The 22,731-nt window shown below is 42.0% G+C and carries 22 protein-coding genes; 15 read left to right on the top strand and 7 right to left on the bottom strand.

Going from position 1 to position 22,731, the window contains the following annotated elements:
- Positions 1-153 precede the first annotated feature (153 nt).
- Positions 154-1,761, top strand: a complete 1,608-nt coding sequence (locus tag A5882_RS01585; protein ID WP_008380521.1) for a CTP synthase — start codon at positions 154-156, stop codon at positions 1,759-1,761.
- A 264-nt stretch (positions 1,762-2,025) separates the two neighbouring features.
- Here A5882_RS01585 and A5882_RS01580 read toward each other — a convergent pair whose 3' ends face one another.
- The gene (locus tag A5882_RS01580) at positions 2,026-2,481 is read right to left on the bottom strand and encodes a YehR family lipoprotein (RefSeq protein ID WP_005233973.1); all 456 of its coding nucleotides are present in this window, start codon (positions 2,479-2,481) and stop codon (positions 2,026-2,028) included.
- A 368-nt stretch (positions 2,482-2,849) separates the two neighbouring features.
- On the opposite strand from A5882_RS01580, the gene A5882_RS01570 reads away from it, so the two are divergent.
- The 6 genes from A5882_RS01570 to A5882_RS19695 all read left to right on the top strand — a co-directional run bounded on the left by A5882_RS01570 (position 2,850) and on the right by A5882_RS19695 (position 8,405).
- Positions 2,850-3,719 carry a class II fructose-bisphosphate aldolase gene (locus A5882_RS01570; protein ID WP_005228297.1) on the top strand — a complete coding sequence of 290 codons (870 nt, stop codon included), beginning with the start codon at positions 2,850-2,852 and terminating at the stop codon, positions 3,717-3,719.
- Positions 3,720-3,892: 173 nt separating this feature from the next.
- Complete coding sequence (locus A5882_RS01565) at positions 3,893-5,152, top strand: UDP-N-acetylglucosamine 1-carboxyvinyltransferase (RefSeq protein ID WP_005233977.1); 1,260 nt, start codon at positions 3,893-3,895, stop codon at positions 5,150-5,152.
- Between the two features lie 2 nt (positions 5,153-5,154).
- The gene (rho, locus tag A5882_RS01560; protein ID WP_005233978.1) at positions 5,155-6,450 is read left to right on the top strand and encodes a transcription termination factor Rho; all 1,296 of its coding nucleotides are present in this window, start codon (positions 5,155-5,157) and stop codon (positions 6,448-6,450) included.
- Between the two features lie 99 nt (positions 6,451-6,549).
- Positions 6,550-6,813, top strand: coding sequence for a type B 50S ribosomal protein L31 (locus A5882_RS01555; RefSeq protein ID WP_008380527.1), 264 nt, complete (start codon positions 6,550-6,552; stop codon positions 6,811-6,813).
- 492 nt (positions 6,814-7,305) lie between these two features.
- Positions 7,306-7,932: a restriction endonuclease gene (locus A5882_RS01550; RefSeq protein WP_086372352.1), complete on the top strand. Its 627-nt coding sequence runs from the start codon at positions 7,306-7,308 to the stop codon at positions 7,930-7,932.
- Positions 7,933-8,159: 227 nt separating this feature from the next.
- A complete protein-coding gene (locus A5882_RS19695; protein WP_016608418.1) occupies positions 8,160-8,405 on the top strand; it encodes a hypothetical protein in 246 nt (81 codons plus the stop codon).
- A gap of 27 nt (positions 8,406-8,432) precedes the next feature.
- Here A5882_RS19695 and A5882_RS01545 read toward each other — a convergent pair whose 3' ends face one another.
- A complete protein-coding gene (locus A5882_RS01545) occupies positions 8,433-9,206 on the bottom strand; it encodes a MurR/RpiR family transcriptional regulator (protein WP_010749961.1) in 774 nt (257 codons plus the stop codon).
- Between the two features lie 180 nt (positions 9,207-9,386).
- Here A5882_RS01545 and A5882_RS01540 point away from each other — a divergent pair, with 180 nt between their 5' ends.
- The 4 genes from A5882_RS01540 to A5882_RS01525 all read left to right on the top strand — a co-directional run bounded on the left by A5882_RS01540 (position 9,387) and on the right by A5882_RS01525 (position 14,022).
- Complete coding sequence (locus A5882_RS01540) at positions 9,387-10,958, top strand: alpha-glucoside-specific PTS transporter subunit IIBC (RefSeq protein ID WP_016612789.1); 1,572 nt, start codon at positions 9,387-9,389, stop codon at positions 10,956-10,958.
- Positions 10,959-10,986: 28 nt separating this feature from the next.
- The gene (locus tag A5882_RS01535) at positions 10,987-12,318 is read left to right on the top strand and encodes a 6-phospho-alpha-glucosidase (RefSeq protein ID WP_010749959.1); all 1,332 of its coding nucleotides are present in this window, start codon (positions 10,987-10,989) and stop codon (positions 12,316-12,318) included.
- Positions 12,319-12,383: 65 nt separating this feature from the next.
- A complete protein-coding gene (locus A5882_RS01530) occupies positions 12,384-13,550 on the top strand; it encodes an MFS transporter (RefSeq protein WP_016612788.1) in 1,167 nt (388 codons plus the stop codon).
- Between the two features lie 13 nt (positions 13,551-13,563).
- Entirely contained in the window at positions 13,564-14,022 is a 459-nt protein-coding gene (locus A5882_RS01525) for a PTS glucose transporter subunit IIA (protein ID WP_016612787.1), read from the top strand.
- A gap of 55 nt (positions 14,023-14,077) precedes the next feature.
- Here the strand turns inward: A5882_RS01525 and A5882_RS01520 are convergent, their stop codons facing one another.
- The 3 genes from A5882_RS01520 to A5882_RS01510 are packed head-to-tail and all read right to left on the bottom strand — an operon-like array spanning position 14,078 to position 16,631.
- Positions 14,078-14,851 carry an ABC transporter permease gene (locus A5882_RS01520; RefSeq protein ID WP_016612786.1) on the bottom strand — a complete coding sequence of 258 codons (774 nt, stop codon included), beginning with the start codon at positions 14,849-14,851 and terminating at the stop codon, positions 14,078-14,080.
- A 5-nt stretch (positions 14,852-14,856) separates the two neighbouring features.
- A complete protein-coding gene (locus A5882_RS01515) occupies positions 14,857-15,660 on the bottom strand; it encodes an ABC transporter permease (RefSeq protein WP_086372351.1) in 804 nt (267 codons plus the stop codon).
- Complete coding sequence (locus tag A5882_RS01510; protein WP_016612782.1) at positions 15,657-16,631, bottom strand: ATP-binding cassette domain-containing protein; 975 nt, start codon at positions 16,629-16,631, stop codon at positions 15,657-15,659. The genes A5882_RS01515 and A5882_RS01510 overlap by 4 nt, the downstream gene beginning before the upstream one ends.
- A gap of 396 nt (positions 16,632-17,027) precedes the next feature.
- Between A5882_RS01510 and A5882_RS01505 the strand changes: the two genes are divergently transcribed.
- A complete protein-coding gene (locus A5882_RS01505; RefSeq protein WP_034872126.1) occupies positions 17,028-17,696 on the top strand; it encodes a CPBP family intramembrane glutamic endopeptidase in 669 nt (222 codons plus the stop codon).
- A 46-nt stretch (positions 17,697-17,742) separates the two neighbouring features.
- Here the strand turns inward: A5882_RS01505 and A5882_RS01500 are convergent, their stop codons facing one another.
- Positions 17,743-18,534 carry a helix-turn-helix domain-containing protein gene (locus A5882_RS01500; protein ID WP_008380558.1) on the bottom strand — a complete coding sequence of 264 codons (792 nt, stop codon included), beginning with the start codon at positions 18,532-18,534 and terminating at the stop codon, positions 17,743-17,745.
- A 235-nt stretch (positions 18,535-18,769) separates the two neighbouring features.
- Between A5882_RS01500 and A5882_RS01495 the strand changes: the two genes are divergently transcribed.
- The 3 genes from A5882_RS01495 (at position 18,770) to A5882_RS01485 (ending at position 21,557) form a co-directional block, all read left to right on the top strand.
- Positions 18,770-19,783 (top strand): acyltransferase, encoded by a 1,014-nt coding sequence (locus A5882_RS01495; RefSeq protein WP_016612780.1) that lies wholly within the window; start codon positions 18,770-18,772, stop codon positions 19,781-19,783.
- 177 nt (positions 19,784-19,960) lie between these two features.
- Positions 19,961-21,025, top strand: a complete 1,065-nt coding sequence (locus tag A5882_RS01490) for a DUF1002 domain-containing protein (RefSeq protein WP_008380562.1) — start codon at positions 19,961-19,963, stop codon at positions 21,023-21,025.
- 160 nt (positions 21,026-21,185) lie between these two features.
- The gene (locus tag A5882_RS01485; RefSeq protein WP_008380564.1) at positions 21,186-21,557 is read left to right on the top strand and encodes a YccF domain-containing protein; all 372 of its coding nucleotides are present in this window, start codon (positions 21,186-21,188) and stop codon (positions 21,555-21,557) included.
- Between the two features lie 258 nt (positions 21,558-21,815).
- On the opposite strand, the gene A5882_RS01480 is transcribed toward A5882_RS01485, so the two are convergent.
- Complete coding sequence (locus tag A5882_RS01480; protein WP_016612776.1) at positions 21,816-22,667, bottom strand: MurR/RpiR family transcriptional regulator; 852 nt, start codon at positions 22,665-22,667, stop codon at positions 21,816-21,818.
- Positions 22,668-22,731 lie beyond the last annotated feature (64 nt).

The following is a 22,731-nucleotide window of genomic DNA, read 5'->3' as shown; positions in this document are numbered from 1 at the left end:
GTGAGGTGAGAATGTATCATTCTGTTTGGGCACTCTTTACAAGAGTCAGAAAGTGATTTAGAATTTTCGCTCCCTATTCATTTATGGATAGGGAGCTTTTATTATTTTCTAAATGCTTTTCCTGTAAAATAGATTAAAGGAGTTTTTCAGTTTATGACAAAATATATTTTTGTAACCGGCGGTGTGGTTTCTTCTATTGGTAAAGGGATCGTAGCAGCATCATTAGGACGTTTGTTGAAAAATCGCGGCTTGAAAGTAACCATTCAAAAATTCGATCCGTACATCAACGTCGATCCAGGAACGATGAGCCCATATCAACATGGTGAAGTATTCGTAACCGATGATGGAGCAGAGACCGACTTAGACTTAGGTCACTATGAACGCTTTATCGATATCAATTTGAACAAATACTCAAATGTAACAACTGGAAAAATCTATTCAGAAGTTTTGCGGAAAGAGCGTAAAGGAGAATACTTAGGCGCGACTGTTCAAGTGATCCCGCACATCACCAACGAGATCAAAGAAAAAATCATGCGGGCAGCCAAAATGACTGATTCAGATGTGATCATCACAGAAGTCGGCGGAACAGTAGGGGATATTGAATCATTGCCGTTTCTAGAAGCTTTGCGTCAAATGAAGGCAGACGTAGGTGCGGACAACGTGATGTACATCCATACGACGCTGATTCCTTATTTGAAAGCAGCAGGCGAAATGAAAACAAAGCCGACACAACATAGTGTGAAGGAACTGCGCGGCTTAGGGATTCAACCAAATATCTTGGTCGTTCGGACAGAACAACCTGTAGGACAATCAACAAAAAACAAATTGGCACAATTCTGTGACGTGGCACCAGAAGCCGTGATCGAATCTCGTGACGTTGAGACCCTGTATTCGATCCCATTGGCACTGCAAGCGCAAGGCATGGATCAAATCGTGTGTGATCATTTGAAACTGACTGCACCAGTTGCTGACATGACTGAATGGCAAGCATTGGAAGAAAAGGTACTGAATTTGAAGAAAAAAGTACGCATCGCATTAGTCGGAAAATACGTGGAATTGCCAGATGCTTATCTATCAGTTGTCGAAGCCTTGAAACATTCTGGTTTTGCCTTTGATGCAGACATCGAGATCGATTGGATCAAAGCCCAAGAAATCACACGAGAAAACGTGGATTCTTACTTAGGTGAAGTAGACGGTATTCTTGTTCCTGGTGGATTCGGTGATCGCGGGATTGAAGGAAAAATCGAAGCGATCCGATATGCTCGGGAAAACGATGTGCCATTCTTAGGGATTTGTCTAGGGATGCAAATGGCTTGTGTGGAATATGCCCGCAATGTCGTTGGCTTGGAAAATGCCAATTCCGCAGAAACAGATCCTGAAACAGCCAACAACATCATTGACTTGATGGCTGACCAAGAAAACATCGAAAACTTAGGTGGAACATTGCGTTTAGGCTTGTATCCATGTAAAGTGAAAAAAGGCACCAAAACAGCTGCAGCTTATGATGGGGAGGAAGTTGTTCAAGAACGTCACCGTCATCGTTATGAATTCAACAACAAATACCGTGAAATCTTTGAAGCAAACGGGATGGTTTTCTCAGGTGTGTCACCAGACAATCGTTTGGTTGAGATCGTTGAGATCCCAGAAAACAAATTCTTCGTGGGTTGCCAATTCCACCCAGAATTGATTTCTCGTCCAACTCGCCCACAACGCTTGATCAAAGCCTTTGTTGGAGCTTCATTAGACAACCGCCAAGCATAATAATCGCTAGCGGCAAAATCAAGCAATGAATGTGCGAAACTCCTCATCTCAAGATGGGGAGTTTTTTTGAGTTGTGCGATCCCAGTAATCCGTAAAAGGTTGAAACTTGCTTGAGCGTTGGTAGAAGCTATCCCTTTTTGCACACAAAAAAACTTCCGTCAAAGCGACCGGAAGTTTCTGACTGATGCATTATTTTTTTCGCTAACAGTTCGAATGAAATCCGCCAGCGGTAATGCATGTTGATTTGCTGGTGCTTAGAGAGGATTATTCTTTTAGCTTATACCCTTGGTCTAAGAGCATTTCCTCTGTACGTTCCATGCTGATCCCATTTTCGGTGTTTCCTTCAAAACTAACTCCAGGCAATTGTTTCGCTGAATCATAATCCAACTCATCATAATTGATGGTCAATGATTCAGTCGCTTCACTATCTGTATAGTCGAGGGAATAGTCCAACCCTTTGACTTGCTGATACTGCTCTGCGATCGGATCAAGTACCGTCTGTGCTTCTTCTTTGGTCGTTACCCCAATCGCTGAATACGGCATGACATTGTTCGCAGTCTGGGTTTTTACTTTATCGCCTTCATAAGTGAAGACCAGTTCCATCGAAACCCCATTTTGATCCATTGTGAATGTTTTGGTTTCTTCTTTGGCCCCCGAGCTGCAACTTGCCAAGAAAAGAACCCCGATGACTGCCAAAAATCCAATAAGCGCTTTTTTCATTTTATCCCTCCTTTTTTACATAATAATATAGCCGCTTTCACAAGGCTATTCTTATGCTCAGAGGAGAAGAAGGAAGGATTTACTGGAAGATTATGATAAAATGACGAAAAAATATGTGAAATTTTTCTCGAATTTTCACATGCCGATTTGTTATCTAACGACCGCAGACAGAAGAGAAAAACCTTACAGAATCGTAGACTTTCAGAAAAGATGATGAAAATGCTGGATTTTTATATTTGTGCAATCTTTTTTTGAAAAGAGAAATTCCTCTTTTTAGTAGCAAATACCGCAAATCTTTGCTAAAATAGCATTGTCGGTTAAGCATTGCTTAACAAATAAAGTTTTTCAAAACTTAGGAGGAATTTTTTATGCCAGTAGTATCAGGAGCTGAATTCTTAAAAGCTGCTCGTCAAGGCGGATATGCAGTCGGCGGATTCAACACAAACAACTTAGAATGGACACAAGCGATTTTAAAAGCTGCTGAAGCGAAAAAAGCGCCAGTTCTAATCCAAACTTCAATGGGTGCTGCCAAATATATGGGCGGATACAAAGTTGCTAAAGACATCGTTACAAACTTGGTTGATTCAATGAACATCACTGTTCCAGTTGCAATCCACTTAGACCATGGTGATTACGATGCAGCAATGGAATGTATCGAAGTTGGTTACACTTCTGTTATGTTTGATGGCTCTCACTTACCATTTGAAGAAAACTTGAAATTGGCTAAAGAAGTTGTCGAAAAAGCACACGCAAAAGGCGTTTCTGTTGAGTGTGAAGTTGGTTCAATCGGCGGAGAAGAAGATGGAATCATCGGTTCTGGCGAATTAGCTGACATCGAAGAATGTAAACAAATGGTTGCAACTGGTATTGATTACCTAGCTTGCGGAATTGGTAACATTCACGGTCAATACCCTGAAAACTGGAAAGGCCTTGCTTTTGACCACTTACAAGCAATCGCTGATGCAGTAGGTTCTGATGTACCATTAGTATTACACGGTGGTTCTGGTATTCCTCAAGACCAAATCGAAAAAGCAATCTCAATGGGTGTTTCTAAAGTAAACGTAAATACTGAATTCCAATTATCATTTGCTAAAGCAACTCGTGAATACATCGAAGCTGGCAAAGATAAAGAAGGCAAAGGATTCGACCCTCGTAAATTATTAGCACCAGGTGTTGCGGCAATCGTTAAAGATGCAGAAGAACACATCGACTGGTTCGGTTCAGCTGGTAAAGCTTAATCTTAATCAAAGATCAAAACTCTTAGAATCACTGATTCTAAGAGTTTTTTTGTTTTCTAAGAAAATATTCTTGATGCGGGGATCAAAAATATACTGCATCTTTTTTCTTTGTGTAATCTGTGCTAAAATTGGAATGATACACATAAATTAAAAAAGAGTATAGGTGGAGTTCAATGAAAAAAATTGTCATCAACGGCAATCGTCCCTTAAAAGGTGAAGTCACCATTAGCGGCGCAAAAAACAGTGCAGTCGCATTGATCCCGGCAGCGATCTTAGCTGATTCACCGGTCATTTTAGAAGGAGTGCCCGACATCCAAGATGTGCACTCATTAATTGAGATTATCGAAATCATGGGCGTGAAGACCCATTTTGAAAACAATACGCTAGAGATCGATCCAACCAATATCGTTTCGATCCCGATGCCTAACGGAAAAATCAATAGTCTACGGGCTTCGTATTATTTCATGGGGGCATTATTGGCGAAGTTTGGTGAAGGCGTCGTTGGGTTGCCTGGCGGCTGTTTCTTAGGCCCGCGACCAATCGATTTGCATATCAAAGGCTTCGAAGCACTTGGCGCAAAAGTCACCAACGAGCATGGCGCCATGTATTTGCGTACCGAAGAAGAAGGCTTGACTGGCGAACGGATTTTCTTAGATATGGTCTCCATCGGAGCAACAATCAATGTAATGCTGGCAGCAGTAAGAGCCAAAGGTAAAACGATCATTGAAAATGCTGCACGGGAACCTGAGATCATTGATGTCGCGACCCTTTTAAATAATATGGGAGCGAAAATCAGAGGTGCAGGTACCAATGAAATTCGTATCGAAGGTGTGGAAGAACTGCACGGTTGTCGTCATTCTATTATTCCAGACCGAATCGAAGCAGGAACCTATCTTTCTTTAGCCGCAGCAGCGGGTGAAGGCATTACAGTCAAAAATGTGATTTATGAGCATCTAGAAAGCTACATTGCGAAATTGGAAGAAATCGGTGTGCGAATGGATATCAGCGAAGATGAAATCTATGTGCATCCCTCAAAAGAGTTGAAACCAGCGACTGTGAAAACTTATCCTTATCCGGGATTTGCCACAGACCTGCAACAGCCGATCACACCATTATTGCTAAAAGCAAAGGGAACATCGGAGATTATGGACACGATTTATGCCAAACGGGTCAACCATATTCCTGAATTAGCACGGATGGGCGCACAAGCAACGACAGAAGGCAACATGATTTTTGTCAGCGGACCGAGCCAATTGCACGGAGCAGAAGTTGTCGCTTCTGATTTGCGGGCAGGGGCTTGTCTAGTTATTGCCGGATTGATGGCGACTGGCACGACTAGCGTCTTTAATGTCGAGTACATTTTGCGCGGCTATGATCATATCATCGAAAAACTAACGGCTCTTGGAGCTGATATTCAAATGATAGAGGAGTAATTATGAGCGATTATCTTACGATGGCAGAGTTGGAAAACAAAACCTTAAAAGAGATCTACACCTTTGCCAAAGAGTTTCGAATTCCTTATTACAGCCAAATGAATAAAAAAGAATTGTCATTGGCTGTGATACGGGCGCAGGCGGAAAAACAAGGCTTCTTTTATATGGAAGGAATCTTGGATATCGTAGGCCAAGAAGGCTATGGTTTTTTACGTCCAATCAACTATGGACCGAGTGCAGAAGATATCTATATTTCTTCTTCACAGATTCGTCGGTTTAGTTTGCGTAATGGCGATAAAGTCGCCGGTAAGGCGCGCCCGCCTAAGGAATCTGAACGCTATTATGGATTGATGCACGTTGAGTCTGTTAACGGCAAAGATCCAGAAGATGCCAAAGAGCGTCCGCATTTTCCAGCGCTGACGCCCCTTTATCCGAACCGTCATTTAAAATTAGAAACAACGTCAGGACGTCTTTCGACTCGGATGATCGATATGCTGGCGCCAGTGGGTTTTGGTCAACGGGGACTGATCGTTGCCCCGCCTAAAGCTGGGAAAACCAGTATATTGAAAGAAATTGCCAATGGGATTACGGACAACTATCCTGAGGTGGAATTGATCGTACTTTTGATCGACGAGCGTCCAGAAGAAGTAACTGATCTAGAACGTAGTGTCAAGGGTGACGTGGTTTCTTCAACCTTTGACCTACAGCCTAGCAATCATACCCGTGTTTCAGAATTGGTACTAGAACGGGCGATGCGCTTGGTGGAAGACAAGCGTGATGTCGTGATTTTGATGGATAGTATCACTCGTTTGGCGAGAGCTTATAACTTAGTCGTTCCTCCAAGCGGACGTACACTAAGCGGCGGGATCGATCCAGCTGCTTTGTACAAACCGAAGAAATTCTTTGGCGCTGCCCGCAATATTGAAGAAGGCGGTAGTTTGACGATCCTTGCCACAGCTTTGGTAGATACCGGCAGCCGCATGGATGATGTCATCTATGAAGAGTTTAAAGGAACCGGCAATATGGAGCTGCAGCTTTCTCGCAGCCTCGCAGAACGCCGGGTCTTCCCAGCGATCGACATCAAGAAATCTGGTACCCGTAAAGAAGAATTGCTGATGAGCAGTGAACAATTGGAAGAAACTTGGCGCTTACGCAACAACATGTTGGGGGATTCCTTGGAGTTCACAGAACAATTCATTCAATTCTTGCGCAAAACGAAAAAGAATGAAGAGTTTTTAGCGGCTTTTCATGATGTCCATTTCGGAGACAAGCGGCCAAAAAGAAATATAAAAAGATAATTGCATCTAAAATCCAAACATGGTAAGATAGTCATGTTGTAAAATCGACAAATCAACTCTGGTGAAGCAAATGAGCCAGGGCAAAGGAGAGAAGAAGAAATGAAACAAGATATCCATCCAGATTATCATCCAGTTGTATTCATGGACTCAACTACTGGTTTCAAATTCTTATCAGGTTCTACAAAGAATTCTCAAGAAACTGTTGAGTGGGAAGACGGCAACACGTATCCATTGATCCGTGTCGAAGTAACTTCTGATTCACATCCATTCTACACTGGACGTCAAAAATTCACACAAGCAGACGGACGTGTGGACCGTTTCAACAAAAAATACGGTCTCAAAGACAACAACGCTGCAGAATAAGACAAATAAATGTAAATGTTGTTTCGATAACATTTCTGAGGTTTCCCTTTTACGAGGGAAACCTTTTTTGTTTTTATAGGTAATAGACACTCAACTGCTAAACCGAAAAAAAACATTCAGAATCTGTTACAAACAAAGTAAAAGGACTCAATAAATCTGTAGGCAAGAATGTGGAAATTAGCACTGTAACGAATCCTATCTAGTAATTTTCGAAATGGAGCAATGATCAAGAGTGGTTTGATTTAATCATCGATTATTATTGAATATTCAAACTTTAATTGACATTTATCTTGAATAAAATTATCATTAAATTAATAATATTCCGTTATAAGTTTCTTATTTTTGACTTATTTTATCGAGTTCACACGATTTTTATTGAGAAAAGTAGATAGTTCTCTCTTTAAGAACCAGTTTCTATTCTACATAATTAAAGACCACTCACTAGCTATGCTTTAACTAATCACATCCAAAACAATCAAGAAAGGAAGAGACATGTTTTCATTTAAGAAAAAGAAGGAAGTCATTAATTTCCCAGAACTAAGCAACCATAATGAACGTACATACCCGAAAAAATTGAAAAAGATTGTGGCTCAATTAGAAACCTGTAAATCAGAGGATTTGAATTATATTGCTGAATGTATTTTACAAAAGATGGGATATACCGTCCAAAACATCGATGGTTACAAAGATGGTGGTATTGATGTGTATGCTTTTTCTAATAATAAAAAGGCAATAGCGGTCCAATGTAAAGCCTGGAATCCGCAAAAAACAACGGAGCGGATCAGTAAGCCACTCGTTGCCGCATTTAAAGGGATTTTTCCAGACAAAGGGTTTCCCAATGGGCTTTTCATCACTACACATTTTTTTACAGATCAAGCTTTAGAAATAGCCGGTGAGAATCTACTGTTAATTGACAGAAAAAAACTGATTGAGCTGCTTGCGCATTTTTATCCAGAAATGATCAGTGAGTTATTTTATTATAAAACCTTGACTGAATTAGAAGAATGCAAGAGTTGTAAAAATGGGAAGAAGTTGAAACTTTACAATAAGAAGAAACGCAACTATTACTATATCTGTGAAACGTGCGGTGAGTATAGCTCGTTTAATTATTCATCATGAAAAAAAACAAGAGAAAAGCGTAATGAATGAACGGATATCCGTTATTCATTACGCTTTTTTCGCGACTTATGTCACAGTCATTTTTTTTCTCAAATTAATTTTAACAAATGTGTCCTATACGTCGGGTGTAATGACTAAAACAGCCTCGTTTGTTTCGGTAGGTTCGTAGCCAGCTTCCCGTGTTTTTGACGACTTAAAGTGTATTTGAATAGAAGAAAACGTAAGAAATGGCAATCAAGCAAACCAACAATAAACCAGAGAGTGACAGAAAAAGCAGCATGATTCGTTTCTTCTTCAATCCAAGTACAAGTATCACTACATTCAATAGAAAGAAAACAAGTAAAATCGCTAAATATTCCATAACTGGTCCTCTTTTACGTTTTTATTTATCTTACCAGAGATTGGCTGCTTTTCCTAGCAGAAATTGGCTGAAAATGGCTTATTCAAGCGTCTTTCAAAATACTGTAAGTTAAATGAATTAAGGAAAACCAAGAGAACTTTTATGGCTCTGAGACGCTTGCGGCTTGTTTTTGCCAAGCATCATATTTTAACAATAAGTACTCGATCACAAAGAAAAGTGTGGCGGTCGTTTCAAAGGGAGCGATCGCATTTTCGGTTGACTGGATCTCTGGATTTAAAAAGAAAATCGTTTCAGAACAGAGTTTAGAAACCGTTGAGTTTCTCAGCTTCGTGATCCCGATCGTGTTGATATTGCGCTGTTTCAGTTGCTTTGCTAGTTTGACAACGGTGGGTGACTCACCGTTTAAAGTAATCAAAATCACTAAATCATCTGGCTCGATGATGCGATAAAATTGTTCATTGACTGAGATCGCACCAAAATCGTAGACAAGTAGTCCATTAGGCAAAAATAAGAGTTTCATATAATTGGAAACAAGGTTTTGAATGTCCCCTGAACCATAGACAAAGATTCGTTTGGCATGAGCCATCATCTTGCACAATGCTGTAAAATCTTTCTTTTTTAAATTTTCAATCGTTTGAATATGATTGTCTAGAATTTCGCCTTCAATCTCAGAGAGTAGGGCATTTTCTTGTTGTACCTCGTTCTTTAAATGGTATTTGAATTCTGAAAAGCCATCAAAGCCGATTTTTTGACAAAAGCGCATAATCGTCGTCCTAGAAACGATGCACTCCTTGGCTAAATCATTGATGGACATTGCCAAGCAGTGCTTTTTGTGAGTGGTGATGTAGGACCAGATCAAAAAGTCATTCTCGGTTAATCTTGACTGGTAGGTAGTGATACGGTCTTGCAGCATAGGCTATCTCCTCATTTTATCTCTCCATTGATTCTGTGTGACAATTCACATTTTATGTGAAAAAAACCTTTCAAATGTGAGAAACTTTTAAACAACGGAAAAGGGTTTCATAGCATCATTTTAATAGTAAAATGAGAATCAGTAAAGCGCTTAACTAAAAAACGTGAAGGACGAAAAACTATGATGAAAAAAATTCAAAGGTTCGGCGGAGCGATGCTGGCACCGGTCATGCTGTTTTCCTTTTTCGGGATCGTTATCGGCTTTTCTCTGCTATTTTCGAATCAGACGATTATGGGGGATATCGCAGCACCAGATACCCTCTGGTTCAAATTTTGGAATGTGATCGCAGCAGGAGGCTGGACGCCCTTCTTCCAATTACCGCTTTTATTTGTAGTAGGGCTGCCGATCAGTCTAGCTAAAAAATACGCCGCTCGCGCTACGATGGAGGCACTCGTTACTTATATCGCTTTTAATTATTTTGTAAATGCAATTTTAACTTTGTGGCCAGAATCATTTGCGGTAGATTTAGCTCAAGGGGCAACTGCTGGTTCTGGGTTGACCTCGATTGCAGGAATCATCACCTTAGATACCGGCATGATGGGCGGCTTGCTGATTTCGGGAATCGTTGTCTATCTCCACAATCGCTTCTATGAAAAAGAATTGCCAGAAATGCTGTCGAATTTCAGCGGATCAGTCTTTGTAACCATGATTTCCTTTTTTGCCATGGTTCCTTTGGCAGTACTCATGTGTTTTGTCTGGCCAGTTATCCAAGAGGGAATGAGAAGCATGCAAGGCTTTTTCATTGAATCAGGAAACTTCGGTGTCTTTATTTATCAGTTCTTGCAAAAAATACTGATTCCAACAGGCTTGCATCACTTTGTTTATGCACCGTTTGCCTATGACAGTGCGGTTGTCGAAGGGGGAATGGCCGTTTATTGGGCCTCCCACATTGGCGAGTTCCAAACTACTGCGTTTTCGCTGAAAGAGCTCTATCCGTTTGGCGGTTTCTCACTATCAGGAATGTCGAAAGTCTTTGGAACGGCAGGTCTGAGTTTAGCGATGATCCAAGCGGCTCGGCCTGATAAAAAGAAAAAAGTGATCGCATTGATTGCACCGGCAGCATTGACGGCTATTTTGACCGGAATCACTGAACCAATCGAGTTTACTTTCTTGTTTGTTGCACCAGCATTATGGTTTGTTCATGCTTTACTGGATGCTTCGATCGCCACAATCTCCTATGCTTTCGGGGTTGTCGGGGACTTTGGCGGCGGATTGATCAACTGGTTAGGTCTAAATTGGCTGCCCTTGTGGAAATTTCACAGTTCAACTTATATTACCCAAATCATTATCGGGCTGATTTTTACCGCTATCTGGTATTTTGTGTTCTCCTTTATGATCAAGAAGTTCAACTTAAAAACGCCTGGACGTGAGGATGATACTGCAGCAATGCAGTTGTATACAAAAGCAGATTATGACAACAAAAAGCAAGATGAAAAATTACCAAAACATGTGCGGCAAGCACAGGCCTATATGCACTTGGTAGGTGGGAAAGACAATGTCATTGATGTAACGAATTGTGCGACACGGCTGCGTTTGACTGTTAAGGATGCCGACAAAGTTGCAGATAGTACGCAGTTTCAAGAAGCAGGTGCCTCAGGATTGGTCAACCCTGGAAATGGCGGCATTCAAATCATTGTAGGATTAACGGTACCAACGGTTAGAGAATCATTCGAAGAACTAATGGCCGAATAAAACAGAATCACAAGGAGGAACAAGTACCATGAGTAAGAAAAAAAGTTCAATTTTAATTGCAGGTGGCGGAAGTACCTATACACCATCGCTAGTTATGATGTTATTAGAAAGTCAAGAGCGCTTTCCAGTTAGAAAAATCAAATTTTATGACAACGATGAAAAGCGACAAGAAACCGTAGCAAAAGCTTGTGCGATCATTATTGCCGAGCGAGCGCCAGAAGTACAGTTCGAATATTCAACCGATCCAAAGGAAGCTTTTACGGATGTCGATATCGTAATGGCACAGCTTCGTGTCGGCAAATATGCTATGCGGGAACAAGATGAGAAAATTCCTTTCAGGCATAATGTTGTCGGACAAGAGACCTGCGGACCTGGTGGTTTAGCTTATGGCCTGCGCTCGATTGGACCGATCTTAGAACTAGTCGACTACATGGAAAAATACTCGCCAGATGCCTGGCTTTTGAACTATTCCAACCCAGCAGCAGTCGTTGCCGAAGCGACCAGAAGATTCCGACCAAATTCAAGAATCATCAATATTTGTGATATGCCAGTTTGTTTGGAAGATATCATGGCGCGAGTGATTGGGTTGAAGGATCGGAAAGAATTTGAGACGAGCTATTTCGGCTTGAATCATTTTGGCTGGTGGACCAGCATCAAAGACCATGACGGCAATGACTTGATGCCACAAATCAGTGCGCATGTTCAAAAGTACGGCTACACCGAACAAACACAAAAAGGCCAGCATAAAGAAAGCAGTTGGCTGGAAACGATGTGGGCGGCTAAAGATCTGCACGAAATTGAACCAGAATTTTTATCGAATACCTATCTGAAATATTATTTGATGGCTGATGAAACGGTGGCTCATGCGGACAAAGAGTATACCCGTGCCAATGAGATCATTGACGGACGAGAGAAGTATGTGTTTGATGAATGCCGACGAATCGTTGCAAACAACACAGCAGTTGATACAACATTTGCCTCAAACGAACATGCTTCCTTTATTACAGACCTTGCTTGCGCACTAACCTTTAATACGAAAGAACGCATGATTCTTATTGTTGAAAACAACGGCGCAATTGCCAACTTTGCCCATGATGCAATGGTGGAACTGCCTTGTCTAGTTGGAAAAGATGGCTACGAAGTCTTGTCGATCGGTGATATTCCAACATTCCAAAAGGGATTGATGGAGCAGCAGATCGCATCTGAAAAATTGGCAGTTGATGCTTGGGAACAAGAGTCTTACCAAAAATTGTGGCAGTCCTTTACTATGAACAAAACTGTACCAAGTGCGAAAGTCGCCAAAGAAATATTAGATGAAATGATTGTGGCGAACGAACCATATTGGCCAGAACTTAAATAGGTCCAGCAGGTAAAAAGGAAAGGGATCGGCTGAAGGAATTTCCTTCAGCCGATCATAAACAAAGAATGGAAATCAAACACAAATTTCAAGTAATCTATTTTGTTCAATATGCAACGATGGCGATTTTGATGACACAAATCGTTCCTTTTTTAACTGAGCAAGGCTATGATGCGCTTGAAAGAGGCTGGTTTTTAGCCTCCTACAGCATCACGACAATTCTTTTTCAGTTAGTGATCGGCTATTATTCGGACAAGAGCAAACGATTAAAACGTATTTCGCTGCTTCTGATGATCTTTCTGGTTTTCTTCTCCATTAGTTTTTATTGGTTAGGAAAAGACCACTGGCTGATCCATTTTCTGGTATTGGCTATTGCGGGTGGATTAGCCAATACAACAGCAACGGTGCTCGATAACTGGGTATTATCGGAGTCCAGTACTTCAAAAAGAATTGCTTCAATCAAAGCAAACGGCTCTTTAGGGTGGAGTATGATGAGTGTCTGCGTGCCATTCTTTTTATTTTCCAATAATTATCGCTGGTTTAGTTTGCCGCTGCTCCTCTTTTTGCTTATCAATTATACATTTTCACGAACGATCCCAGAGAAAAACGCCTTACCGCAAAAGCAAGGAACAGCAACAAACAGCGGTGTCTCGCTGGCAGACATTCTTCTGTTATGCAAAGACCGACGCTTTTTGGTTTATACGGGACTGTTCTTTCTCTTGTACTTGACGATCGTTGCGAACAATACGGTCGTTATCGACAAGCTGATTACAATGGAAAGAGGCAGTGAATTTGTTGGTCTGAAATGGTCGATCCAATCCTTTTGTGAAATTCCAGCGTACCTTTTGCTGAATCGCATGATTGCTAAATGGAAAAATGAGCGCTTGATTTTGATTGCAGGCATATTTTTAACCTTACAATTTTTTGTCTATTGGCTTGCTAGTAGCCCATTCTTACTTTTGGCAGCCAGTTTTCTGCAGTTTTTCACTGTACCGGCATTTACCATCGGCAGTCGAATGATTATCAGTGCTATTACACCGCCAGCTGTTTTTTCTTCTGGACAACTGATATCGATCAGTGTGTACATTGGTGCGGCATCGTTTCTTTCGCCATTAGCTGGCGGCTTTCTTTCGCAGGTGCTGTCCCTCGATACTGCCATCTTTATCTTTGGTTTATTGCCCTTCGTAGCTTTTCTTATCTATTCTAGCTGTCAGAGAACACTGTCGGCAATCTAAGGAGGAATTACGGATGCTTTTTAAAAGAAAAATAGAAATTTGTGCACCGGCAACAGGCCGACTGCTACCGATCGAAGAAGTACCAGATGAGGTATTTTCGTCTAAAATGATGGGAAATGGATTTGCCGTTTCTCATCATCACGGAAAAATCTATGCACCAGCAGCCGGGACGGTTCGAACGATTTTTCCAACACAGCATGCCTTAACCGTTGAGTTGGTGGATGGCCGTTCCCTTTTGATCCACATGGGAATTGAAACAGTGGCGTTAGCAGGGGAGCCCTTCACGATCGCGGTCCAAGAAAACCAGTCAGTCACGACAGGTGAGCTGCTGGCAGAAATGGATGTAGCAGCAGTTGAGGAAATGGGCAAAGAGACCATGGTGATCGTTGTCTTCATGGAGGAACAAGGCGGGAAGTGCCTGCGAACTGACGGCGATATTCAGCAAGGAGAAGCTGTTTTTCACTTGAAATAACCGAATAAAAAAGGAGCGCATTCTCTTAGTTTCAAAGAGAGGCGCTCCTTTTTATTTACGAACCCGTAGAAATATAGTTCTTCAAACCTACTCGCCAAAAGAAGAAGGCGGGAAAGGCAAAGAGCAGACAAACCAACGGCGATAAGATCCACCAAGGATTAGTTATGCGACCAATGACATACAAGAATGGATAATACTGAAACCAAGCCATCGGCACGACGTAGGTCAACAAACGCAAGACGTGTTTTCCGTAGATACTAAATGGGTAGCGACCAAATTCTCGGGCACCATCGGTAAAAATATTCATAAATTCAAGTCCTTGGATCGTAAAGAAGGAAATGGCGGCATACACTAAGAACAATAGGGCGAAAAAGAGGGCGCCGCAGACGATCATTAGAAAAAGAGTCAGGACATTTCCAAAATGCCAAGCAATTCCACTATTGGGAATCGCATACGCAAACAACAGCAAGGCTTGAATAAAACGACCGAGACGAGAGAACTCCATTTTGGAAGCTAAGACTTGAAAGATCAAGGATCGAGGACGCACGAGTGCCCGATCGAACTCGCCATTACTGATCATTTGTGGAAAAAGATCGAACCCGCGAAAGAAGCATTCCGCAATCGAAAAGGCAAACAAAACCGTCGCAAAGGAAAGCAGGACTTCCTCAAAGGTAAAGCCATCCACTTGATGAAACCGGGCAAACATAAACCAAATGCCTAAAAAAGCGGTAAAGGAACCTAGAAATTGTCCCAAAGCAGTTAACACAAAGGAAACCTTATACTGCATCTGACTTTTGAGATGAATACAAAAATAATGCCAATAAACCATATTCCTTAACCTCCTTGCACAACGACACGTTTGAGTGCCTGCTGCAGCCAAATTTTTCCGATCGCGATCAAAAGTACGAGCCAAAACGCTTGTAAGAGCAATGCTGAAACAAGCGCAAAGCCAGTCAGATCCCCGTTGTAAATTCGCAGCGGGACGTTTTGCATGGAAGCAAAAGGCAATAGTTCCACGAATTGGCGAAAAGGCTGTGGAAAGAAAGGCAGAGGAATGACCCCGCCAGCTAAAAATTCACCGATGGAGCTGATGACGATCCGCACCCCGATGGAGGATAATGTGTAAAAAGTCGAGATATAGACCAGCTGCGACATAGCGATCACTACACCTAAACTCAGCGCCATAGACAAAAGAAACAAGAACAGGGCAACGATGTTTGCTGGCAGAATCAAGCGATAAGGTGCTGGCAGTAAAAAGGCAATCACAAAAATCGGTCCGCAACGCAAGAGCGCTTTTGCTAAGCGATTGGCAGCCGATTGGCAAAACCAGCGGTTGTATAGATCCATCGGCCGCACAAGTTCGTAGGCGATCGTCCCTGTGGTGATGGTATTGAAAATTTCTGCCTCAAAGAACCACAACATAAATAAAGACAAAAAGGCTTGCTGGAGCCAAACATAGGAGACGGTTTGTTGAAAGGTCATGGGAAAGGCACTAGGATCTGCTTGGTAAAAGGCGTGGAATGCCAGAATTTCCATCAAGCCCCAAGCTAGTTGCGTAGCCATCCCGGCAATTGCCGCCGAGCGGTATTGCAAGGTATTGATAAAGCGAATGCGGAAAAATGCCTGATACTTCCTCATATTTGATACTCCTGATACAGCTTAGCGACCATTTCTTCGGCGGTGATACTGGCAACGGCCAAATCGGTGATCTCGACTTGATTGCTGAGCAGACTGAGCAGCTGAGCGACCGACACTTCTTTGGGATTAAGTTTCAGAACAAGGCGACCAACGTCTTTTTGAAGCAGCTGGACGTTTTCTGGCAGATGAGGTTCATTCCCTTGATAGTCGATCTCCAGCGTTTTGACATCAGAAAAACGATGCTTTAGTTCATCGAGGCGACCATCCAGCAAAATTTGTCCTTTGCCGATCAACAGAATTCGCTGTGTCAGCGCCTCGATATCTTGCATATCGTGGGTCGTCAGGATGACTGTGGTGCCTTTTTCTTGGTTTCTTTTTTTAATAAACTGACGCACGGCAATCTTTGATACAGCATCTAAACCGATGGTGGGTTCATCAAGAAATAAGATTTTGGGGTCATGGAGTAAGGAGGCGGCGATCTCACAGCGCATACGCTGACCGAGACTCAAGGACCGAGCAGGGGTTTTTAAGATCTCGCCTAAATCTAGTAAGGTGACTAATTCTTCTAGGTTGCGCTGATAACTAGCAGCGTCGACTTTGTAGATATCACGGATCAAATCAAAGCTGTCATTGACGGGGACATCCCACCAGAGTTGACTGCGCTGCCCGAAGACGACGCCGATGTCTTTGACATGTTGAATACGTTCTTGCCAAGGCGTACGACCATTGATGTGACAAATGCCTTGATCAGGGGTCAAAATCCCGCACATGATTTTTATGGTGGTACTTTTTCCAGCACCATTAGGCCCGATGTAGCCAACCATTTCGCCTTCATTGATGGTAAAGCTGATGTCTTGCAACGCATGGACGGTGGTGGTTTCACGAGAAAGAAATGCTTTGGCTGCTTGGCGAAAGCCGCTTTTTCGCTTGGACACTTGGAAGGTCTTGCTGAGGTGTTCTACTTGGATCATTTGGATTCACTCACTTTCTTTTGACAAACGCGACAAAAAGAGCATTCGAAATCGAATACTCGCAACGAGTTGGTCCAAACGAACATGGTTGGGGCAGCGGTTCGTCAGCCAAACAAAAGTAGGAACAGTGTAGCATAAGAGAGCGCTTTTTTCAAACACTACTTATATTTTTTTGAGGGCAGCGAAAGAAAAAACGTGGTTTGTTGGATAAAATACGCAAAATAACTGTTTTTATTTTTTATTTGTTGTAAATACTGAGGAAACTCAGTATCATTAGAAACAAGCCGATAGCGGCTAAGCAGTTTCTGGATATATGGGGAACCAAGTGATGGACTGTGTCATGATTTGTCGTAACCCAATCCTGCAAAATGCAATGAGCAAACAATGGAGGAGAGCATGAAAGCAGTAAAGAACTTATTTATTTTGATTGGCTTATTCTTACTAAGTCAAGTAGGGATGACCGTATTCAGTGTGGTAAAAATCTATTATTTGGAAGCAGGAGAGCCGAGGATTCCTGCGATGATGAGCTACGGGTTGATTGCCTTGCTTTTGGCAAACATTGGCCTACTGATGTATTTGGCTCGGAAGCTAGGACTTGCCACCTTTGACTTTGGGTGGTCAACGAAGCGCAACTGGCTATGGATCATCGGTGGTTTTGTTTTAGGTCGAGTCGTTGCTGTTGGTGGTACCATGTATCTGCAGCATATATCCGATCAAGAGGCGACCGCGAATGATGCATTGTTAGGGGAACTGTTTACAGGCGAAAATCCGCTTTTGATCTTCCTATTGATCGCTGTGGCGGCGCCAATCATGGAAGAAATCGTTTTCCGTGGTGGGTTTATCGGCCTTTTATTCAAGAAATACCCGATAGTCGGGATCATTTCAAGTGTAGCCGTTTTTAGTATCATCCATTCCGTCACCAATCTGGTCGAGTTTTTGATCTACGGTGCTATGGGGCTGATCATGGCGTTGATTTATGTAAAAACCAAGCGCTTAGAAACAGCCATCGCCATGCATTTTCTCAATAATGCCTTGGCGGCGATCGCAATGATCTTGTTAGGTTAAGAAGTCAGCAAAAAACCACCGATCAAAACGATTCGGTGGTTTTTGTTTACTCTGGCAGTTGTCCTTGTTCAAAGGGTAATTGTTCCAGTTCTTCTGCAGTAAAGAGGAGATCGCCTTCGTCTTCGATAGAAAATGCGTCACCTGCTGCAGATTTTTGATAGGCGCGCGCTTTATTCATATTACGAAGATAAAGATCCTTGTTTGCATTTAATTCTGGTGCAGCTAAATTGTCTTCGCGATTGCTACGAATGACGATTTTGCTTGTTTGCGTGCCAAAATGAAAACCGTGATAACCCGAAACCATTAATTGGCTGGCATTTTCGCTGCTGTATTCTTTATAACCCGACAGACGGCCCGTTTTTACCATTGGCCGATCGATCGTATAAGTGATCAAGTATTCCGTATCTTCAGGCAGCTGAATCACTTGTCCGGTTTCCTGATTCGTTATCTCAGTGGCAGGCAAGTGGTACTTTTTAATAGAAGTGATCGTTAGGTCTTCTTTTGTGAAAAAGACTGGATCGATCCAAAATCCTGCCAGCAAAATCGTACTTAAGCTAATACTGAGAACAGTCAAAAGGGCGATCAATACGAGGCCAATTCGTTTTCGGTGGGTGGTCAGATTGAGTTCTTGGACCATCTGTTTGTCTTCTTTTAATAAATAGTCCAAGGTCAATTCAAAATAGTTGCTCAGTTTGACTACTTGGTCTAGATCAGGATAGCTCTTGCCGTTTTCCCATTTTGAAATCAGTTGCCGAGTGACAAAAAATTCCTGCGCCAATTGTTCTTGCGTGAGATTTCGTTTGGTGCGTTCTTCTTTAATAATTTTCCCAATATCCATGTGTCTGTTTTGCCTCCATCATTCTTCTTATATATTATAGCAAACTCTTTTCTATGCGAACGAGGATCTATGAAATTAACGATGCAACAAAGGGTAACATCCTTTATTTATCAATGTTTCTACTTGTTGCACTGTCTTTCTATTCTGGAAGCTTTCAGTGCTGGTCATAAAAAGAAAGGTCCAGTAGAGTGAAGTATGTTTGATCAAATTTGACGGAGAAAGGAGAAACGATCGAATGAAGACAAAACACCTTATGGTTCCAATTGGCTATACCCAATTCTTCGCTTCCTTACTGGTGATTCTCGTTCACTGTGGTCGACTGGCAGAAAACAACGGGCTTCATTTTTTGTTAAAGAGTCTCTTATGTCGTTTGGCGGTTCCTTTTTTTCTGCTGCTGAATGGCTATTTTTTTCAAAAGAGCACCTGTTCATGGCAGCAATGGTGCAAACGACAACTCAAGCTTTATTTGCGTTGGTCGATCGTGTACCTTCCCTTAGGTTGGTTTTATTTAGGACAGCAAAATCTTGCCGATCCATTACGGGTCATCGGTTTGGCTGCTGGCTTTTTAACAGTAGGGGTCTGGTACCATCTTTGGTATTTTCCAGCGTTGCTCTTTGGCATGTGGTTAGTAAGGAAAACCCGTTTTCTTGGCTATCGGTGGCAGTTTTTACTGGCGATCAGTTTGTATTTGATTGGCTGTCTTGAAACGTACAGCAGTTATTTAAGTGGACCATTATTGGTATTTTATCAAAATTATCGGACCCTATTTTTTACAACGAGAAACGGTCTTTTTTATGGGTTTCTTTTTTTGCTGTGCGGGTTTTGTTTAGGTGAACACCAGAAACGTCCTTTTTTCGCGAAGCATCTTGGCAGAAAATTTGCGGTCTCTCTTTGCTTATTAGGCATTGAAGGTCGACTGGTGTATCTCAATCAGGGGGACGATAAGAATTTCATGCTGTTCTTTGTGCCGACGACTCTTTTTTTCCTTGCTTGGCTGATCAAGCAGCAACCACAAAAGCGGACTTGGCAAGCAAAACAAGCAGCTGAGGCTAGTCGATTGATCTTTCTGAGTCACCCGCTGTTTCTGGAATCCGGGAAAGTCTTTTTTTTACTAGGAGGGTTTCCGTTGTTCTTTTATACGATAGTTTTAACGGGAGCCTTTCTCGGCTTGAGGAAAGTGGGCAGTCATTTCAAATCCTATGCTGTTGGGTTTGCTAAAAAAACAGTTGATGAAAAGAAAAGCGCCTAAAGCATTGCTGCACCAAGGATAAAACCAAGTTACACTTTTTTTAAATAGCAGCAGAGTTCTAAGTTTTTCTTCATTTCAGACCCTAGACGTAGGCTTTGCAAGAAAACCTATAGTACAATAACAGCAGTAAGAGGGAAAAATCCCTGAAAAAGAGATCAACACTTGGAGGATATAGTGATGAAAAAACAGACTCGAAAACCAGCGATGATTTTAGCGACTCTCTTGGTATCTAGCCAAGTTTTATTAGCAGCACCACAAGTTTTTGCTGACGAAACCAATTCAACGACGAGCAGTTCCACTGCAACAAGCAGTTCTACCGCAACGACAGCCACTACCGACAGTCAAACAAGTACCTCTGACAGCAGTTCAGATCGTTTGCAAGTCAATGCTGTGGCGATCGGAAATGCCTTGACGAAAGCACAAGAAGACTACACACTTGAGCGCTTAGGCATCCAAGGCGAAACACCGATTTATACGACAAACGGTAATGACTTGATGAAATACATTCCCGATGGCGGCTTTACTGCAGATTGGGCGGTCTATAGCTCGGTCAGAATGCAGACTTTAGAAAGCGGGGCAGGAATCACTGTCGATATCGCGACACCAGATAACATTACCCGCATCACTGCAGCCCAGTACCAAAATGCAGCGCTGACGGCAGGGATCACTGATGCGAAGCTAACGGTCGCTTCTGCCGTACCGATCGACGGTTCCGGAGCTTTAGCTGGGGTATACAAAATCGTTGAAGAATCAGGCGGTGTCATCAATCAGAATCGAGTAGCCGTAGCTCAAGATGAGATGGATGTGCTGTCTACGATCACCGAAGAGAATAAAGATAAAGAAGGCTATTCCGATGAAGCTTTGAATGCAGCGCAAGAACAAGCGAAAACCGATTTGGCTGCTCAAACTGCAGATGGTACGGAATTAACCCAAGCAGATATTCAAGAAACAGTAGAAAAAGCCTTGAAGGACAACGGACTTGAAGGAATCGTTACGGAAAATCAAATTTCTGAATTGACCTCTTTGATGAGCGACATGCGAGACAACAATATCTTCGATGACTTCATCAAAGAATTGGATCTGTCAGAAGCCCGCAAGCAAATCGAAGAAACCTCTAAGGGCCTTTGGGAAAATATCAAGAGCTTCTTTAGCGGCATCTGGTCTTCGATCACCGGTGTCTTCGGCAATGACTCAAATGAATCAAATAACAGCAGCGAATCAACGGTTGATTCTGGACAATAAGCATTTTACAAAATAACGTATTTCGCTTGTATTAAGAAAAAAGAGAAGAGCGCAGGGGAAGGAGCAGGGACGCTAGTGCACATCTGAGTGCTAACGATGTCCTCTGCTTTCTTTGCTAAAACAGGAGCAGTCTTTATTAAAAGAGAAGGAGGGCAATCAGATGAATTTTTTAGGCAACGTGATTTGGTTTGTCTTTGGCGGCTTGATCGGTGCGATCTCATGGTTTTTGGCTGGGTGTTTATGGTGTATTACCATCATCGGCATTCCCATTGGTCTGCAATGTTTTAAGTTTGCGACTTTGTCATTAGCACCATTTGGGAAAGACATCGTTTACCGTGGCGGTGGCGTGTCCGTGATTCTCAATATTTTATGGTTGATTTTTTCTGGTATACCACTGGCTTTAGGACATTTAGCTAGCGCAGTCCTTCTAGCCATCACGATCATCGGCATTCCATTTGCGGCGCAATCATTGAAAATGGCGCGCTTAGCGTTGATGCCCTTTGGAGCAGAGATTGTGTCTAGTCGTTATTGATTTACCCCAAAAAATAGTCTTAAAAAACCACATTACAGAGCGGATAGCTTTGTGATGTGGTTTTTTTTGCGAATATCAGCAAGAGTAAGGGACAAGATTTTTGGCAGGCTCACCGCAGTTGAATTTCAGAACTGAAAAAGTTGTTAAGAAACCAAAGAAGAGGACAGGAAAAAACACACAAGTTTTTTTGCATATCAACCGTGATTCACAAAAGATTTAGCGAAACACAGAAAAATGTTAAGTTTTTTTCTTCCCTTCTCAGGGTTCTTTGATTTTTGAAATGGAGCGCCGAATTTTGGCAATCGATTGTTGTGCTTTGTCTCGATTAATAAACATTAAGATGACATAGAGGGAATCCATGATGCTCAGTTGAGCGATTCTGGATGCCAATGCCTCTGAGCGAAACTCAGTTTCTTCGGAAATAGAGATGAAAACCACGTCGCCGAGTTTGGCTAAAGGAGAAGCAGCATGGCTAGTAATGACGATAATTTTGGCACCATTGTTTTTGGCAACTTGAGCTAGTTCAATGGTTTCTCTTGATTTTCCAGTATGAGAGATAAAAATGCCGCAATCATCTGGCGTCAACAATGAAGCCTCCATCAGTTGGATGTGATAATCACTGCTGTGGAAAACAGTGATCGGCGAGCGCAAAAATTTGTGATAGGCATCGGTTGCCACGATTTCTGAACCACCAACGCCGAAGAAAAAAAGTCGTTTAGATTTATTGACCATTGCAGCAGCAATCTTTAAATCTTCTTCTTTTAAAAGATTTTTGGTATCAGTCAGTGTGGTCATATTGGAATCAAATACTTTTTGAGCCATAGTCAATTCATTATCAGACTTCTGGATATTTTCATGGATCGAAATGGCAGAAAAATCATTTTCCTGCATCAGCATTGCCATTTTGAAGTCTTTAAATCCGTTGTAACCGAGTTTTTTTGTGAATTGAAAAAAGGTCGAATCAGCGATGCCTAATTCATTGGATAAATCACTGATTGAACTGTGGCTGACTTTACTAGGATTTTCCAAAATGTAGTCGGCAATCGCTTGTTCTTTGAGACTTAAGTCTTTATAAAGCGTTTTTATTTGCAGTCGAATCGAAACAGTCAAAGACGGTTACCTCCTTTATATGAACATTATCATCTTTGTATTGTTACGTTACCTCTTTTAAAGA

The sequence above is a fragment of the Enterococcus sp. 4E1_DIV0656 genome, from assembly GCF_002140695.1.
In the GTDB taxonomy this organism is placed as follows: domain Bacteria; phylum Bacillota; class Bacilli; order Lactobacillales; family Enterococcaceae; genus Enterococcus_D; species Enterococcus_D entomosocium.
The sequence above is the reverse complement of the archived record's forward strand: the minus strand, read 5'-3'. Positions and strand labels throughout refer to the sequence as shown.

What these genes read in the sequence shown, in the direction of transcription:
- A5882_RS01500 (WP_008380558.1), bottom strand. Translation starts at nt 18,534, where the DNA reads ATGGATATTGGGAAAATTATTAAAGAAGAACGCACCAAACGAAATCTC.
- A5882_RS01495 (WP_016612780.1), top strand. Translation starts at nt 18,770, where the DNA reads ATGAAGACAAAACACCTTATGGTTCCAATTGGCTATACCCAATTCTTC.
- rho (WP_005233978.1), top strand. Translation starts at nt 5,155, where the DNA reads ATGAGCGATTATCTTACGATGGCAGAGTTGGAAAACAAAACCTTAAAA.
- A5882_RS01520 (WP_016612786.1), bottom strand. Translation starts at nt 14,851, where the DNA reads ATGGTTTATTGGCATTATTTTTGTATTCATCTCAAAAGTCAGATGCAG.
- A5882_RS01545 (WP_010749961.1), bottom strand. Translation starts at nt 9,206, where the DNA reads ATGCTGCAAGACCGTATCACTACCTACCAGTCAAGATTAACCGAGAAT.
- A5882_RS01510 (WP_016612782.1), bottom strand. Translation starts at nt 16,631, where the DNA reads ATGATCCAAGTAGAACACCTCAGCAAGACCTTCCAAGTGTCCAAGCGA.
- A5882_RS01580 (WP_005233973.1), bottom strand. Translation starts at nt 2,481, where the DNA reads ATGAAAAAAGCGCTTATTGGATTTTTGGCAGTCATCGGGGTTCTTTTC.
- A5882_RS01525 (WP_016612787.1), top strand. Translation starts at nt 13,564, where the DNA reads ATGCTTTTTAAAAGAAAAATAGAAATTTGTGCACCGGCAACAGGCCGA.
- A5882_RS01565 (WP_005233977.1), top strand. Translation starts at nt 3,893, where the DNA reads ATGAAAAAAATTGTCATCAACGGCAATCGTCCCTTAAAAGGTGAAGTC.
- A5882_RS01550 (WP_086372352.1), top strand. Translation starts at nt 7,306, where the DNA reads ATGTTTTCATTTAAGAAAAAGAAGGAAGTCATTAATTTCCCAGAACTA.
- A5882_RS01555 (WP_008380527.1), top strand. Translation starts at nt 6,550, where the DNA reads ATGAAACAAGATATCCATCCAGATTATCATCCAGTTGTATTCATGGAC.
- A5882_RS01485 (WP_008380564.1), top strand. Translation starts at nt 21,186, where the DNA reads ATGAATTTTTTAGGCAACGTGATTTGGTTTGTCTTTGGCGGCTTGATC.
- A5882_RS01535 (WP_010749959.1), top strand. Translation starts at nt 10,987, where the DNA reads ATGAGTAAGAAAAAAAGTTCAATTTTAATTGCAGGTGGCGGAAGTACC.
- A5882_RS01490 (WP_008380562.1), top strand. Translation starts at nt 19,961, where the DNA reads ATGAAAAAACAGACTCGAAAACCAGCGATGATTTTAGCGACTCTCTTG.
- A5882_RS01570 (WP_005228297.1), top strand. Translation starts at nt 2,850, where the DNA reads ATGCCAGTAGTATCAGGAGCTGAATTCTTAAAAGCTGCTCGTCAAGGC.
- A5882_RS01515 (WP_086372351.1), bottom strand. Translation starts at nt 15,660, where the DNA reads ATGAGGAAGTATCAGGCATTTTTCCGCATTCGCTTTATCAATACCTTG.
- A5882_RS01530 (WP_016612788.1), top strand. Translation starts at nt 12,384, where the DNA reads ATGGAAATCAAACACAAATTTCAAGTAATCTATTTTGTTCAATATGCA.
- A5882_RS01540 (WP_016612789.1), top strand. Translation starts at nt 9,387, where the DNA reads ATGATGAAAAAAATTCAAAGGTTCGGCGGAGCGATGCTGGCACCGGTC.
- A5882_RS01505 (WP_034872126.1), top strand. Translation starts at nt 17,028, where the DNA reads ATGAAAGCAGTAAAGAACTTATTTATTTTGATTGGCTTATTCTTACTA.
- A5882_RS01585 (WP_008380521.1), top strand. Translation starts at nt 154, where the DNA reads ATGACAAAATATATTTTTGTAACCGGCGGTGTGGTTTCTTCTATTGGT.
- A5882_RS19695 (WP_016608418.1), top strand. Translation starts at nt 8,160, where the DNA reads ATGGCAATCAAGCAAACCAACAATAAACCAGAGAGTGACAGAAAAAGC.